Source organism: Streptomyces sp. NPDC005784 (assembly GCF_042871525.1).
Classification (GTDB): Bacteria; Actinomycetota; Actinomycetes; order Streptomycetales; family Streptomycetaceae; genus Streptomyces.
This window is the reverse complement of record NZ_JBIAIQ010000014.1, coordinates 16,458-30,936: the sequence shown is the minus strand read 5'-3', so window position 1 is coordinate 30,936 and position 14,479 is coordinate 16,458. Positions and strand designations below refer to the sequence as shown.

The 14,479-nt window shown below is 70.6% G+C and carries 8 protein-coding genes; 3 read left to right on the top strand and 5 right to left on the bottom strand.

Annotation, left to right across the window (positions count from 1 at the left end; genetic code table 11):
- Positions 1-19 precede the first annotated feature (19 nt).
- The 5 genes from ACFYR3_RS22525 to ACFYR3_RS22505 form a co-directional block, all read right to left on the bottom strand.
- On the bottom strand, positions 20-3,580 hold the full coding sequence (locus tag ACFYR3_RS22525; RefSeq protein WP_389284512.1) for a choice-of-anchor D domain-containing protein: 3,561 nt from the start codon (positions 3,578-3,580) through the stop codon (positions 20-22).
- A 292-nt stretch (positions 3,581-3,872) separates the two neighbouring features.
- Positions 3,873-4,055, bottom strand: coding sequence for a hypothetical protein (locus tag ACFYR3_RS22520; protein WP_389284510.1), 183 nt, complete (start codon positions 4,053-4,055; stop codon positions 3,873-3,875).
- 173 nt (positions 4,056-4,228) lie between these two features.
- Positions 4,229-5,968 (bottom strand): subtype B tannase, encoded by a 1,740-nt coding sequence (locus ACFYR3_RS22515; RefSeq protein ID WP_389284508.1) that lies wholly within the window; start codon positions 5,966-5,968, stop codon positions 4,229-4,231.
- 489 nt (positions 5,969-6,457) lie between these two features.
- A complete protein-coding gene (speB, locus tag ACFYR3_RS22510; protein ID WP_355846831.1) occupies positions 6,458-7,447 on the bottom strand; it encodes an agmatinase in 990 nt (329 codons plus the stop codon).
- A gap of 26 nt (positions 7,448-7,473) precedes the next feature.
- On the bottom strand, positions 7,474-9,066 hold the full coding sequence (locus tag ACFYR3_RS22505) for an acyl-CoA carboxylase subunit beta (RefSeq protein ID WP_389284506.1): 1,593 nt from the start codon (positions 9,064-9,066) through the stop codon (positions 7,474-7,476).
- Between the two features lie 567 nt (positions 9,067-9,633).
- Here ACFYR3_RS22505 and ACFYR3_RS22500 point away from each other — a divergent pair.
- The 3 genes from ACFYR3_RS22500 to ACFYR3_RS22490 are packed head-to-tail and all read left to right on the top strand — an operon-like array spanning position 9,634 to position 14,463.
- Positions 9,634-12,780 (top strand): AAA family ATPase, encoded by a 3,147-nt coding sequence (locus ACFYR3_RS22500; RefSeq protein WP_389284504.1) that lies wholly within the window; start codon positions 9,634-9,636, stop codon positions 12,778-12,780.
- Positions 12,761-13,732: a metallophosphoesterase family protein gene (locus ACFYR3_RS22495; protein ID WP_389284502.1), complete on the top strand. Its 972-nt coding sequence runs from the start codon at positions 12,761-12,763 to the stop codon at positions 13,730-13,732. Before ACFYR3_RS22500 ends, ACFYR3_RS22495 begins: the two co-directional genes overlap by 20 nt.
- The gene (locus ACFYR3_RS22490) at positions 13,729-14,463 is read left to right on the top strand and encodes a 4'-phosphopantetheinyl transferase superfamily protein (RefSeq protein ID WP_355857938.1); all 735 of its coding nucleotides are present in this window, start codon (positions 13,729-13,731) and stop codon (positions 14,461-14,463) included. The genes ACFYR3_RS22495 and ACFYR3_RS22490 overlap by 4 nt, the downstream gene beginning before the upstream one ends.
- The last annotated feature ends 16 nt before the right edge of the window (positions 14,464-14,479 follow it).

The following is a 14,479-nucleotide window of genomic DNA, read 5'->3' as shown; positions in this document are numbered from 1 at the left end:
CGGGCCAGGCCAGGCCAGGTCAGGTGTTCCAGACCTGGAACACCGAGAGCTGACCGGCCGGCCAGCCGTTGTTCGCCGTGATGTTCACCCGGACGTATCGCTGGGTGGTCGCGGTGAACGTGATGGTGACCGTGTTGTTGGTGGCGGGGTCGAAGGTGTACGTGGCCGACGACTTGATGGTGGTGAAGGCGGCGCCGTCGGTGCTGCCCGACAGGGACAGCGTCTGGTTGCGGGCGCCCCAGCCGGCCGGGAGCTGGAGGACGACGCGGCCGGCACTCTGCGCGGAGCCGAGGTCGACCTGGACCCACTGGGGAAAGGCGTTGTTGGCGCTCTCCCAGTAGGAGCCCTGGTTGCCGTCCGTCACGTTCGACGACGCGTACACGTCGGTGTGGCTGGACTCGGTGGTGGCCGCGCCGGCTGCCAGGTTCCTGCTCACCGTGCCGGCGCCGGTGCCGGTCAGCGCGACCGTGGTCGTGCCGTTCGACGCGTTGCTGGCGATGCTGAGATCGCCGGTGCGGGTGCCGGACGCGGTGGGCCTGAAGGTGACGTTCAGCGTGCAGGAGGCGTTCGCCGCGATCGACGTTCCGCAGTTGTTGGTCTGCGAGAAGTCTCCCGTGACGGTGATGCCGGAAACTGTCGCGGCCGCGGTTCCGGTGTTGGTCACCGTGACCGTCTGCGCACTGCTGGAGGTGTTGAGCGCCTGGGTGGGAAACGACAACGACGTCGGGTCGACCGACAAGGTCGCCGGCGAAGAGCCGCCACTGCTGGGGAACACCTCGAAGTCCGACAACTGGGCCGCGTTCCAGCCTGTGTTGGCGGTGATGTTCACCCGCACGTATCTCGCCGTGGCGGCGCTGAACGTGATGGTCACCGTGTTGCTGTTGGCGTTCGGGTCGAAGGTGTACCCGGCCGATGCCTTGATCGTGGAGAAGCTCGAACCGTCCGTGGATCCCTGCACCGACAGCGTCTGGGTGCGAGCCGACCACGCCGTCGCCGGCGGGAGCTTGAGCACGACCTTGCCGACGCCGTAGTTCTGGCCGAGGTCGACCTGGGCCCATTGCGGGAACGAACCGTTCGTGCCCTCCCAGTACGTCGACGCGTCCGGGTCGGTGAGATTCGAGGCGACGTAGGGGCTGTTGCCCGAACTTGCCGTCGCCGGGCGCCCGGCGGCGATATTGGTGGTGCTGTCGATGCCGCTGCCGGTCAGGGCGACGACGGTCGGGCTGTTGTTGGCGTTGCTGGTGACGGTCAGGTTGCCGGTACGGGATCCGCCCGCGGTGGGCTTGAACCCGACGTTCACCGTGCAGGACGCACCGACCGCGAGGGTGGAGCAGTTGTTGGTCTGGCTGAAGTCACCTGTCGCCGCGACGGCCGAGACGGTCGCCGATGCGGTGCCCGAGTTCGTCACCTTCACCGCTTGCGCGGTGGCCGACGAGCCGACCACCGTGCCGGCGAAGGCCAGGCTCGCCGGGTCGGTGTTCAGAACCGCGCCCGGCGCGGTGCCGGTACCGGAGAGGCTGACCGTGTTGGTGATCCCGCCCGCGTTGACGGTCAGGGATCCGCTACGACTGCCGGTCGCCGTCGGCGCGAACTTCACACTGACGGTGCACGAGCCGTTGGCCGCGATCGACGAGCCGCACGTGTTGGTCTGGGAGTAGTCGCCGCTGGTGGAGATCGACGAGACGGACGCGGCGGTGTTGGTCGGGTTGGAGACGGTCACGGTCTGTGCGTCGCTCGTCGAACCGGTCGGGACCGAACCGAAGTTCAGCACGCCGGGGGTGGCTGTCACGCCTTCGGACGGGTAGGGCGGGTAGACCGGAGCCGGCCACCCTCCGCAGTACGGCGTGCCGCTGATGCCGGAGTTGCCGCCGCCGTCGGTGACGACGAAGTTGCCGCCCGAGCAGTTGTACACCGGGGACGAGTAACCGACGCCGGTCGCCGTGACGTTGGTGAACTTCGCCGCGCCGCCGGTCTGTTCCTGGAGGGCGAAGGTTCCGGTGCCTGCGATGGTCACGTTGTTGAGGTTGACCCCGCTGATGGTGCCCTCGACCCACTGGACGGCTTCGTACGGACTCTGCTGGATCAGCGCGTTGGTCACGTTGACCGGGCCGGTGATCGCGCCCTGGCTGCCGTCGAACCAGAGTGCGCCCACGCCGAACTGCCAGTTCGGGTCGAGGCTGCCGTCCCGGATCATGGTGTTGTCGGAGATCGTGGTGGTGCCGACCGGCGTGGACGTGAAGCGCTGCCCCACGTGGATGCCGCCGCCCTGGGCGAGGCCGGTGTCCACCACCCGGTTGCCGCTGACGGTGTTGTCGTGGCCGCCGTAGATCGCGATGCCGTTGGCGAGGATCTGCAGTGACACGGTGTTGTTGGAGATCGTGTCGTTGGCGTCGGCACCGATACCGGAGTCCGCCCAGGTGGCGATGCCGTCGTCACCGGTGTTGCGGATGTCGCTGTTGGTCACCTTCGAGTTGGTGACGGCGCCGTGGAAGTTGATGCCGTCCGCGGTGGTGTCGCGGATGCGCATGCCGCTGAACGTCAGCCCGTCCATCGGCCCGTCCATCCAGGCACCGACCTTCATGTGGTCGATCCACAGGCCGGCCACGGTCGAGTCGCTCATCGCGCCGCCGATGCCGTTGACCTGGGCGCTGTCGTCGCGTTCCTGCACATTGCCGAAGATCGCGAAGTTCTGCAGGCGCACATTGGTGCTCGCCGAGGGTGCGGAGTTGCCGTAGAAGCCGGGTGCCGTGCCGGTGACGGTCGAGTACCACATTCCGGCGCCGGCGATCGTGACGTTGTTGACACTGATGTGGCCGGGGATGTTGTAGGTGCCCGGCGGGATCCAGACGGTGCCGCCGGGGCCGGCCGCGCTGATCGCGGAGTTGAACGCGCCGGTCGCGTCGCTCACACCGGTGGAGTCGGCGCCCTTGCTGGTCACCGACACCGACCCCGAGGGTGCGGTCAGGGCTGCGCCGACCTGCTCGAAGTCGGCGAAGTCGACCGTGTACGAGGAGGCGGTGTCCCCCGAGTCGACCTGCAGCTTGAAGGTCGTTCCCGCCGGATAGGTGGTGGAGAACAGACGGTGGGCCTCGTCGAAGAAGTGGTGCGGGTTGCTGCCCGGCGTGTTGGTGAAGGGGTAGCTGCCGTAGTACCAGCTGTAGGCGTTGGTCAGGGTGAAGTCGGGCTGCTTGACGCCGTTGATGTACAGGGACAGCGCGGCGGTGTAGACCGAGCCGCCCGAGGTGTCGGGGATGCTGTACCGGAAGTTGATCGAGTTGGTCGCCACCGGCGTGGTGAACGTGACGTACTTGCCGGTGCCCTGGAGCGTCGTCGCCTTGCGGTACGACGCCTCGTCGGCCAACTGGCCCTGGGTGTAACTCGGGCCTATGGGTGTGCCGTTGGTCGCGGAGTTCTCCGCCTGCACCTCGACGTACGGCAGGCTCGCGCCGCTGCCGCCGGTGGCAGCGGTCGCCGCCCAAGCAGGTGGGACAGCCAGCACGAAGACGCCGACGGCGGCCAGCATCGCGGTGCTGACTGCCCAGACGAGGGCTCGTCTCAGATCTCGGATGGAATGGAACACGTGCCACTCCTTTCGTAACGAAATGCCGGAACTGTGCCGCTGACACCACCAGAGAGGAAGGAACGGGACCCAAGGGGAGACGGAAGACAAGGGGAAGACAGGGGGTGCTGACGACGCGAGGGGGACCGTAATATCCTCGACATGGACACGCAAGAACTAGACAAGACATTGCAACAATAAAAATGAAGCCTGCAAGATCTAATGCGATGCCTTGAGGCTGCACCCGGCACCGGGCCCCACACATGGCGGTGCCGCCGGACGGGGTGTCCGGCGGCACCGTGGGGGGGCGGGGTCAGGAGGTCCGGATCTGGAATTCGGACACCTGGCCTGCGGGCCAGCCGCTGTTGGCGGTGATGGTGACGCGGAAGTAGCGTCGGCTGCTGTCCGTCACGTGCGACGACGGGTGCACGTCGGTGCGGCTGGACTCGCTGGTGGGCTTGCCGACGGCGAGAATGAGCCACTCAAGTGATTGCAAGTTTCTTACTGAAGTCCGCAAATACCGGATGGAGCACGGTATGGCCCCTCGGCGCCTTGCCTGTGCCAAGATCCCCATCCGTGCGCAGCCGGCGGGCTCTGAACCGCGGAGCCCGGGGCGCCGCGGCTCCTGCGCGCCCCGGCGCCGTGCGTCGGACCGCTGCCGCGGCCGGCCTATCCGTGGTGGCCGGGGGCAAGCGGGTTGCCGGCATCGCGGACTACGCCGGCGATCCAGGCCATGGCCTCGGGCACGTCGTAGTTGCCGGCGTGCGGCTTGTTCCAGGCGAGCTGGTAGTCGACGTTCTTGACCTGCTTGTCCGCTTCGAGCGCGCGGTCGAGGTTGAGCGAGATGATGAACGAGGTGTCCCGGTCGCGGGTGCCGTTGCGGACGTACCAGTTCGGCGCGGTGTCGGCGCTGGTGCCGACGAAGTCCATCGGGTTGATCAGGTGGACCTGGTCGTCGACGGTGGTGCTCCTCTTGCTGGTGTATTCGTCCCAGGTCAGCCCGGTGTCGTCGATGCCGCTTCCGTCGCCGGCGACGTTGTTGTGATTCCAGCTGTACTCGGTGTAGTTCATGTACTTCTGCGTCGACGGGCCGAAGAGGTTGGTCTCGGTGCCGCTGGTCGTGTTGCCGTTGACGCCCACGGCGTCGAAGGCGGGAGTCGTCTTGAGGGCGGCCTGGGTGGCGACGAAGGCGAGGTACTTCGCCATGTCGACGGAGAGCACCTTGTCGGTGGCGTTGTCGGCGTCGATCCAGTCGTTGACGTACGACTTGGTGGTGGGCGGGCCTCCGGGGCCACCGGACTGGATCTCGAAGGTGCCGCCCAGAGGCGGAATCGTGTTGGCGGGATCGGCCTTCAGGTAGGTCTCCGCGGAGCGGACGACCTCTTTCCTGATGGTGTCGAGCATGTTCGCGGCGGTGAGCCGGGAGCCGGCGGGGTTGCGCAGCCCGAGGCTCTTCTCGTACGCGGGGAACTGGGCCGCGATGGCGGCGGCGTCCGCCGGCGAGGGGTTCTCACCGGTGGTGTCGCGGGTGCCGAGGATGTTGTACAGCCACTCATAGGCGATGTCGGCGTTGCCGAGGTCGGTGATCGGGCAGTACGCGTTGACGGCGAAGACGTCGTCGCGCAGGGTGCTTCGGCCCTTCGCGTCGATGCCTGCGGCGCCGATCGCGGCAAGGTAGGGGTTGTACTCGGCGCTGTTGCCGGACGCGCCCAGGATCGAGGACAGCGCGCCGCCGCCACTGGTGCCGTTCACGACGATCCGCTCGGCGCTGCCGGGCATCGTCGCGTCGTTGAGGCGCAGGTAGCGGACGGCAGCCTTGGCGTCGACCACCGCGGCAGGGGCTTTGCCCGGAGACGTTCCGTCGGCGCCGATCAGTCCGCGGCTGCGGTTGGCGACGTCGGCGAAGACATAGCCGGCCTTCAGCGCGGCGCCGACGTTGGACGTCGCGCTGTCGTAGGCGGTGCCGTCGGTCACGCCGGCCTTGATGTAACTGGCCATCCAGCCGGCGTTGTTCACCGCGAAGTAGATCGGCGCCTGCTGGTTGCCGAAGGCGCTTTCGGGGACGAACACGTTCATGCTCTGGTAGCCGCAGGCGGTGTTGGGGATCGTGGTGCTGCCGCCGCCGGGACCGCCGGGCTGCTGCGCCGCCGCAGCGACCGGGTTCGCGACGTAGCAGATCTCCTTGTACCAGCGCACGTTCATCGGCTGGCCGTCGACCGAGACGGTGATCGTCGTGTAGGCGGCGGAGTCGAAGGCCAGCGCGACGTCCTGCGGGTCTGCGGCCTGGCCGCTTCCCCGCGAGTGGGCCACCCCGGTGCCGGCCGCCGCGAAGGAGGCGGGCACCGGGGCGGCAGTGAGCACCAGGGAGCCCGTGATCGCCATGACTCTCAGGAAGTCTCTACGGATCACAGGGTGTCCTTCGCGCTTGCCCGTCGCTCGGGTCAGTCCATCGCGTCCGAAGGACGCAGAGAGCCGCTGCATGGGGGTCTCCCCTCGTTGAGCACCAAGTGCTCCGCCGACGCCTTGGAGTCAAGGCCTGATGGACGCTACAAGATTGTTAACAATATACCTAGCGATCTATCAGACACTTTTGCTGACACTTGCCCCTGTGGACTTCCGGACAGCTCTCGGTCGGCCGGCCGCGTACGGCGCGACTGCCGCCTGCCCGGCGGGTTCCACGCTCCGGCCAGGAACTTGACGCAGCGACGGAAGGGGACGGCACCAGCTTGCCGTGAACCGCGGAATGGCAGCTCCCTGCCTGCGTTCTTGCAGGTCAAGGGCTATTTCCAGGTTGGCCAGGGGCTCTGACCCCGCGGCGCGCCAGACACCCAGTGGCCCCGCGCAGGGGGGCCGCACAGGGGGGCCGCACAAGGGGTCCGGCCGGGGCGTGCGGGGCGGCTACTGCCCGCTCCCCCACCGTACCGGGGCCATCTGCTTCGACATGATGCTCACCAGCTCGTACGCGGCGTGGCTGGCGGCGACGGACGTGATGTCGGCGTGGTCGTAGGCGGGGGCGACCTCGACGAGATCGGCGGAGACCAGATTGCAGTCGCTGAGGCCCCGCAGGATCTCCAGCAGTTCGCGGGAGGTCAGCCCGCCCGCCTCCAGGGTGCCCGTGCCGGGGGCGTGCGCGGGGTCGAGGACGTCGATGTCGATGGAGATGTAGAGCGGGCGGTTGCCGACGCGCTGGCGCAGCTGGTCGACGACCTCGTCGACGCCGCGCCGCATCACGTCGGCGGAGGTGACGATGCCGAAGCCGAGTTTGGCGTCCTCGTCGAGGTCCTGCTTGCCGTAGATGGGGCCCCGGGTGCCGACGTGCGAGAGGGCGGAGGTGTCGACGATGCCCTCCTCGACGGCGCGCCGGAAGGGCGTGCCGTGGGTGAACGCCTGGCCGAAGTAGTCGTCCCAGGTGTCCAGATGGGCGTCGAAGTGGAGGACGGCGACCGGGCCGTGCTTCTTGGCGACGGCGCGCAGCAGGGGCAGCGCGATGGTGTGGTCACCGCCCAGGGTCATCAACCGGGCGCCGGTGGCAAGGAGTTCGTCGGCGCCGGCCTCGATGGTCTCCACGGCCTCGTCGAGGTTGTAGGGGTTGGCGGTGATGTCGCCGGCGTCCGCGACCTGGCTGTAGTGGTAGGGGTAGACGTCCTGTGCGGGGTTGTACGGGCGCAGCGTTCGGGAGGCTTCGCGGATGGCGTTGCTGCCGAAGCGGGCACCGGGGCGGTAGGTGACGCCCCCGTCGAAGGGCACCCCGACGACGGCGACCTCCGCCTTGTCCACCTGGTCGAGCCGGGGCACCCGCCCGAACGTCGCGAGGCCCGCGAAGTGGACGGTGCGGTCCGACTCCACCGGCGGCACCGGCGGGGTCACTCCATTGGGGTGGGCGGTCATGGTGGGATCGGTACCTTTCCGGTGGCTTACTGAGGCGGGTTGCCGTGCTTGCGGGACGGCAGGTCCGCGTGCTTGGTCCGGAGCATCGCGAGGGACTTGATCAGCACCTCACGGGTCTCCGCCGGGTCGATCACGTCGTCGACCAGGCCGCGCTCCGCCGCGTAGTACGGGTGCATCAGCTCGGCCTTGTACTCCTTGACCATGCGCGCCCGCATGACCTCGGGGTCCTCCGCCTCGGCGATCTGCCGACGGAAGATCACGTTCGCCGCGCCCTCCGCACCCATCACCGCGATCTCGTTCGTCGGCCAGGCGTAGGTGAGGTCCGCCCCGATGGACTGGCTGTCCATGACGATGTAGGCACCTCCGTACGCCTTGCGCAGGATCAGGGAGATCCGGGGCACCGTCGCGTTGCAGTACGCGTAGAGCAGCTTCGCGCCGTGCCGGATGATCCCGCCGTGCTCCTGGTCCACGCCCGGCAGGAAGCCGGGGACGTCGAGGAGCGTCAGCAGGGGGATGCTGAAGGCGTCGCACAACTGGACGAAGCGCGCGGCCTTTTCGCTGGCCTCGATGTCCAACACCCCTGCCAGGTACTGGGGTTGGTTGGCGACGATGCCGACGACCTGACCGTCGAGGCGGGCCAGCGCGCAGATGATGTTGCGGGCCCAGCGCTCGTGGACCTCCAGGTAGTCGCCGTCGTCGACGAGTTCCTCGATGACCTTGGTCATGTCGTACGGGCGGTTGCCGTCGGTCGGGACCAGGTCCAGCAGCACCTCGCCGCGCCGGTTCACCGGATCGCCGGAGTGGACCACTGGCGGGTTCTCGCGGTTGTTCTGCGGGAGCATCGACAGGAGGTAGCGCACCTCGGCGATGCAGGTCTCCTCGTCGTCGTACGCGAAGTGGCAGACGCCGGAGGTCTCCGCGTGGACGTCGGCGCCGCCCAGGCCGTTCTGGGTGATCTCCTCGCCCGTCACCGCCTTGACCACGTCCGGGCCGGTGATGAACATCTGCGAGGTCTCCCGGACCATGAACACGAAGTCCGTCAGCGCCGGCGAGTAGGCCGCGCCGCCGGCGCACGGGCCCAGCATCACCGAGATCTGCGGGATGACCCCGGAGGCCTTGGTGTTGCGCTGGAAGATGCCGCCGTAGCCGGCGAGCGCGGAGACGCCCTCCTGGATACGGGCGCCCGCGCCGTCGTTCAGGGACACCAGCGGCGCACCGGCCGCGATGGCCATGTCCATGATCTTGTGGATCTTCGCGGCGTGGGCCTCGCCCAGCGCGCCGCCGAAGATCCGGAAGTCATGGGCGTACACGAAGACCGTCCGGCCCTCGACCGTCCCCCAGCCGGTGATGACACCGTCCGTGTACGGCTTCTTCGCCTCCAGACCGAAGCCCTGGGCCCGGTGCCGGCGAAGCTGCTCGACCTCCACGAACGACCCCGGATCCAGCAGCAGTTCGATCCGCTCCCGGGCGGTCAGCTTGCCCTTGGCGTGCTGCGCCTCGGTCGCCTTCTCGCTCGGACCGCGTACGGCGGCTTCACGAACAGCGCACAACTCGGCAACCTTGCCGTTGATTGTCGTGGCGCTCCCGTGTGCCGAAGCACTCTCCCGGATCGTCGACATGCACCATCCCCAACCCGGCCCGGCGGTGCGGGCGACTCTGCGGTCCTGTGGGCGCCAAATGCCCACGTCCGGTAATTCAAGCGGCCTGAGCAATGGGCCCGACACCGCTGGCCACCCCTACTCTCGGCACGATCACCCCTAGAAGAAGAGGGGTTCAATAGCGGCTGGCCATCGGCCAGTTCTCCGTGCCGCGGCCATTCCTTGAGGTTTCCCTGAGGTTCAGGTCCCATGCGGCACGCTTACCCGCCTGACCAGCCACGATCCCAGTCAAGAGGTAACTGGGCTTCCATTACCCGGAGTTACCCGGGAAACACGACGGGGCGAAGCCGTAATGTCGTGGACGCAATCGGGGGCCGCGTCGTTGGTACAGTTCGAGAAACCCGCCGAACGAGGAGAACCGGGGTGTCGTGCGGCCTGGGACAAGTTCGGTGAATTCCCGGTGCATCCCAAACGAGTTGGCCTGATGCCTCTGCAGCGTGCGGGGACGGGGAGAGCGGACGGGGGTGCGGCAGCGCGCCCCGCAGACGCCTTTTGACATACAACGGAAAGGCTTTCGCGGCTGTGTTGGTGGAGCGGGACGAACAGATAGGAAGGCTGACCTCCTTCATATCGGGGGCGGCCTCCGGCACGGCTCCCGGCGCCGCCCGCGGGGCCGGGCGGATCGCGGTGATCAGCGGGCCCGTCGCCTCGGGCAAGACGGCACTGCTCCACCGCGCGCTGGAGACCGCCGCGGACACCGGCCCGCAGGTGCTCACCGCGGTCCCCTCGCCCGCGGAACAGGCCATCGCCTTCGGCGTGGTGGAGCAGCTGCTGTGCGACGCCCCGGCCGTCGACGGGCTGCCGCCGCTGCGCCCGCCCGTGGCGCCCACCGGTCCGGACGCGCCGCAGGACGTCCCCCTCGACGTCCTGGAGGAGTTCCAGGCCAGGCTGACGACCGTACGGTCCCGCGGGCAGGTACTGATCGCGGTGGACGACGTGCAGTACGCCGACCCGCAGTCCTTGCAATGCCTGGCGCACGCGCTGCGGGCCCCCTCGCCCGGCGCGCCGATCTCCCTGATGGTGACCCACGACCCCTACGCGGGCGGCCCGGCCCCGCGCGTGCTGTCGCGGCTGCTGCACCAGTGGCACGGGGTGCACCTGCGTCTGGTGCCGCTGAGCGTGGACGGCGTGGCACGGCTGCTCGCGGCCCGGGAGACCGGGCTGGACGCCACGACGACCGGGACCGTACCGACCGCACCGACCGCCGGGCAGCGCACCCTGCGGCGCCCGGCCCGCCGCACCGCCCGGCAGACGGCCGCGCTGGCCGACACCCTGCACGCGGCGACCGGTGGCAACCCGCTGCTGGTCCTCGGCCTGATGGAGGACCGCCTGGGCCGGCCGGCCGGCGAAGACCCCTACCGCGTACCGGCTCCGGACACGGGCGACGGGCACGACGAGGCGGACCCGCCGGCGGCGGACGGTGCCTTCGGGCCGCGCCCGCCGATGGACCTCGCCGAGCTGGGCGACCCGGCCGCCGACCCACTGCTGTACCCGGACGGCACCGCCGCGCCCGCCCCGGTCGTCGCGGGCCAGCCCGACGAGCATTTCCTGCGGAACGCGCTCATCTGCGTGCATCGCACCGGCCCCGACGGGCTGCGGGTGGCCCAGGGCATCGCGCTGCTGGGCTCGGCCGGCTCGATGGCGCTGCTGGCCCGGCTGGTGGAGGTCGAGGAGCGCACCGCGGCCCGCGTGGTGAGCGCCCTGGACCACGCGGGGGTGCTCGCCGGCACCCGCTTCCGGCACGGCGGCGTGCGGGCCGCCGTGGTGGAGAGCCTGGCCGACGACGAAGTCACCCGGCTGCGGCTGCGCGCCGCCCGGCTGCTGTACGCGGACGGCGCCTCGCCCATGGCGGTCGCCGCCCAGCTCCTCGCGCACGAGATGCCCGCGCCCGAGGAGGAGTGGGCACCCCGGGTGCTGCGGGAGGCCGCGCGCACCGCGCTGTCCGCGCAGAACGTCGCCCTGGCTGTGCGCTGCCTGCGGCTGGCGGAGGGCTGCTGCGCGGACGAGGCCGAGCGGATGCAGCTGCGCGCGGCGCTCGCCAAGTACATCTGGCGGGTCGAACCCTCGGCCTGGGCACAGCAGTTGCGCTCGCTGCTCGGCGCGGTCCGCGACGGGCTGCTGCCGCCCGCCGACACCCTGCGGCTCGTGCGCGACCTGCTGTGGAACGGCTGGACCGACGACGCCTCGGCCGCGCTGTGCCAGGTGCTGGCGGAGATGCCGGACGAGCCGGACGAGCCGCTCGCCGCGGAACTGCGAACCCTGTGGCTCCTGTTGGCCGGCACGTACCCGACGGTCCTGGAACAGCTCGACGGGGCGCCGGTCGCCGCTGCCGACGCCGCCCTCGCCGGGCACCGGGCACCGACGCCGTCCCATCCCCGGCTGGAGGCGGCGCGGGTGCTGCACGAGGTGCTGGGCGCGGCCGGGGCGGGCGAGGCCGCCGACGAGGAGCTCGCCGACACCGCGGAGCGGCTGCTGGCCGCCACCCGGCTGACGGAGGAGACCCACCTGGGGATGCGCGGCTGTCTGCTGGCGCTGCTGTACGCGGACCGGCTGGGCACGGCGACCGTGTGGACGGACCGGCTGCTGGCGGAGGCGGCGGACCGGCGGGCACCGGGCTGGACGGCGGTGCTGCGCGGGATGCGCGCACACATGTCGCTGCGCCGCGGCTGCCTGGCGGAGGCCCGGCACATGGCGGAGCAGGCGCTGGAGCAACTGCCGCCGCACAGCTGGGGCGTGGGCGTGGGGATGCCGCTGGCCGCGCTGATCGAGGCGCGCACCGCGATGGGCGACCACGAGGCGGCGGGCGAGCTGGTGCGGCGGCCGGTGCCTGAGGCGATGCTGCGCACCCGCTACGGACTGCACTACCTCTACGCGCGCGGCCGGCACCGGCTGGCCACCGGCCGGCACCACGCGGCGCTGAACGACTTCGCCGCCTGCGGCGGGCTGATGCGGCGCTGGGACATGGACCGCTCGGCGCTGGTGCCGTGGCGGGTGGGCGTGGCCGAGGCATCGCTGGCGCTGGGCAGCCGCGACGATGCGGAACGGTTCGCCCGCGAGCAGCTCGCCGGGGACGCCGGTCCCCGGGTGCGCGGGCTGGCGCTGCGGGTGCTGGCCACCGCCCGACCGGCCGCCGAGCGCCCGGCGCTGCTGGGCGAGGCGGTGTCGCTGCTGCAGGACAACGGCGACTGGTACGAGCTGGCACGGGCGCTGAGCGACCTGGGTTCGGCGTACAAGCAGCTCGGTGACGCGGCCCAGTTCAAGCTGCACACCCGGCGGGCCCGTCGGATCGCCAAGGGCTGCGCCGCGCAGGAGCTGTACCGCGCGCTCCAGCCGTACCAGGACCGCACGGACGGCGCGCAGCGGCAGACCGCTCCCGCGCAGGCCGCCGGCGACGCGCCGACGCGGCTCGCGGACCGCACCGTGCTGCCCCGCCCGGACAGGGCGGCGGGCGCGGGCCGGCAGGGTTCGGAGGCGTCGGCCTCGCTGACGGACGCCGAGCGCAGAGTGGCGGCGCTGGCCGCGCACGGCTACACCAACCGGGAGATCAGCGCCAAGCTCTTCATCACCGTCAGCACCGTGGAGCAGCACCTCACCCGGGTCTACCGGAAGATCAACATAACCCACCGTCAGGACCTGCCGGTCAGTCTGGACATAGATGTCGCACACACCGCATGACCCGTACGCCGCGCCCCGAATCCCCGGTGCCGAAAGGACTTCCGCCCCGCGACTGCTCGCGGTCAGCGACCTGCACATCGGGATGGCCGACAACCGGCCCATCACCGAGTCGCTGCGCCCGACGCACGAGGACGACTGGCTGATCGTGGCGGGGGACGTCGGCGAGCTGACCGACGACATCGCCTGGGCGCTGCGGCTGCTGGCGGGGCGCTTCGCCAAGGTGATCTGGACGCCGGGCAACCACGAGCTGTGGACCGCGCGCGAGGACCCGGTGCAGCTGCGCGGCGAGGCCCGCTACCAGTACCTGGTGCGGCTGTGCCGGGACCTGGGCGTGAGCACACCGGAGGACCCGTGGCCGGTGTGGCGCGGCCCGGGCGGTCCGGTCGCGGTCGCCCCGCTGTTCCTGCTGTACGACTACACCTTCCGGGTGCCGGGCACGACGACCAAGGAGGAGTCGCTGGCCCGGGCGCACGAGGCGGGCGTGGTGTGCACCGACGAGTACCTGCTGCACCCGGACCCGCATCCGACCCGCGACGCGTGGTGCCGGGCCCGGGTGGCGGCGACCCGCGAGCGGCTGCTGGCGCACGACCCGGCGGTGCCGCTGGTGCTGGTGAACCACTTCCCGCTGGTGCGCGAGCCCACGGACGTGCTGTGGCACCCGGAGTTCGCCCAGTGGTGCGGCACGGTGCTCACCGCCGCCTGGCACCGCCGGTTCTCCACCGCCGCGGTCGTCTACGGACATCTGCACATCCCCAGGACCACCTGGTACGACGGCGTGCGGTTCGAGGAGGTGTCGATCGGCTATCCGCGCGAGTGGCGCCGACGCGGCCATCCCAAGGGCCTGCTGCGGCAGATCCTGCCCGAGCCCGGTCGGCAGGGGGCCCGCACCACGACCGGCGCGGAGAGCGTCACCGGGACGGGTGCGCGCCAGGCTCAGGAGGCAGGAACGTGATCGAGGTACTGCTGCCGGACACGGCCGTCGCGGTCGAGGCATTCGGGCCGGACGGCTCGGCGACGCTGTACCCGGAGGAGGCGGAGCTGGTGGCCCGCACCACCGACCAGCGCCGCGAGGAATTCACCACCGTACGGGCCTGCGCCCGCCGCGCGATGACGGCGCTGGGCCTGCCGCCCGCCCCGGTGCTGCCGGGCGTGCGCAACGTGCCCCGCTGGCCCGAGGGCGTGGTGGGCAGCATGACGCACTGCGCCGGCTACCGCGCCGCGGTGCTGGCCCGCGACACCGATCTGGCGATGGTCGGCATCGACGCCGAGCCGGACCGGCCGCTGCCGGACGGGGTGCTGGAGTCGATCGCCCTGCCGCGCGAACTGGCCTGGGTACGGGCCGGGGCGGGCGGGCGGCTGTGCCGGGACCGGCTGCTGTTCAGCGCCAAGGAGGCCGTCTACAAGACCTGGTTCCCGGCGCTGGGCACCGAGTTGGACTTCGACGACGCGGACATCGCCTTCCGCACCGAGCACGAGGACGCCGTCACCGGCGCGGCGCGCGGCGTCTTCGCGGCGCGCGTGCTGCGGCCCCGGCACGCCCCGGACGGCCGGCTGGTCGACCGGTTCGCGGGTCGCTGGCTGTCCGGGCGCGGCATCGTCGTGACGGCGATCGCGGTGCCGGCCCGGCGGGCGACGGCCGTGTCTCCCGGTACCCCGGGTACGGGGCGCAACCAGGGTGGATAGGGGTTGTCGGGGTTTG

Excerpts from the sequence above, each read along its gene's own strand:
- ACFYR3_RS22495 (WP_389284502.1), top strand. The coding sequence starts at position 12,761 with ATGTCGCACACACCGCATGACCCGTACGCCGCGCCCCGAATCCCCGGT.
- ACFYR3_RS22505 (WP_389284506.1), bottom strand. The coding sequence starts at position 9,066 with ATGTCGACGATCCGGGAGAGTGCTTCGGCACACGGGAGCGCCACGACA.
- speB (WP_355846831.1), bottom strand. The coding sequence starts at position 7,447 with ATGACCGCCCACCCCAATGGAGTGACCCCGCCGGTGCCGCCGGTGGAG.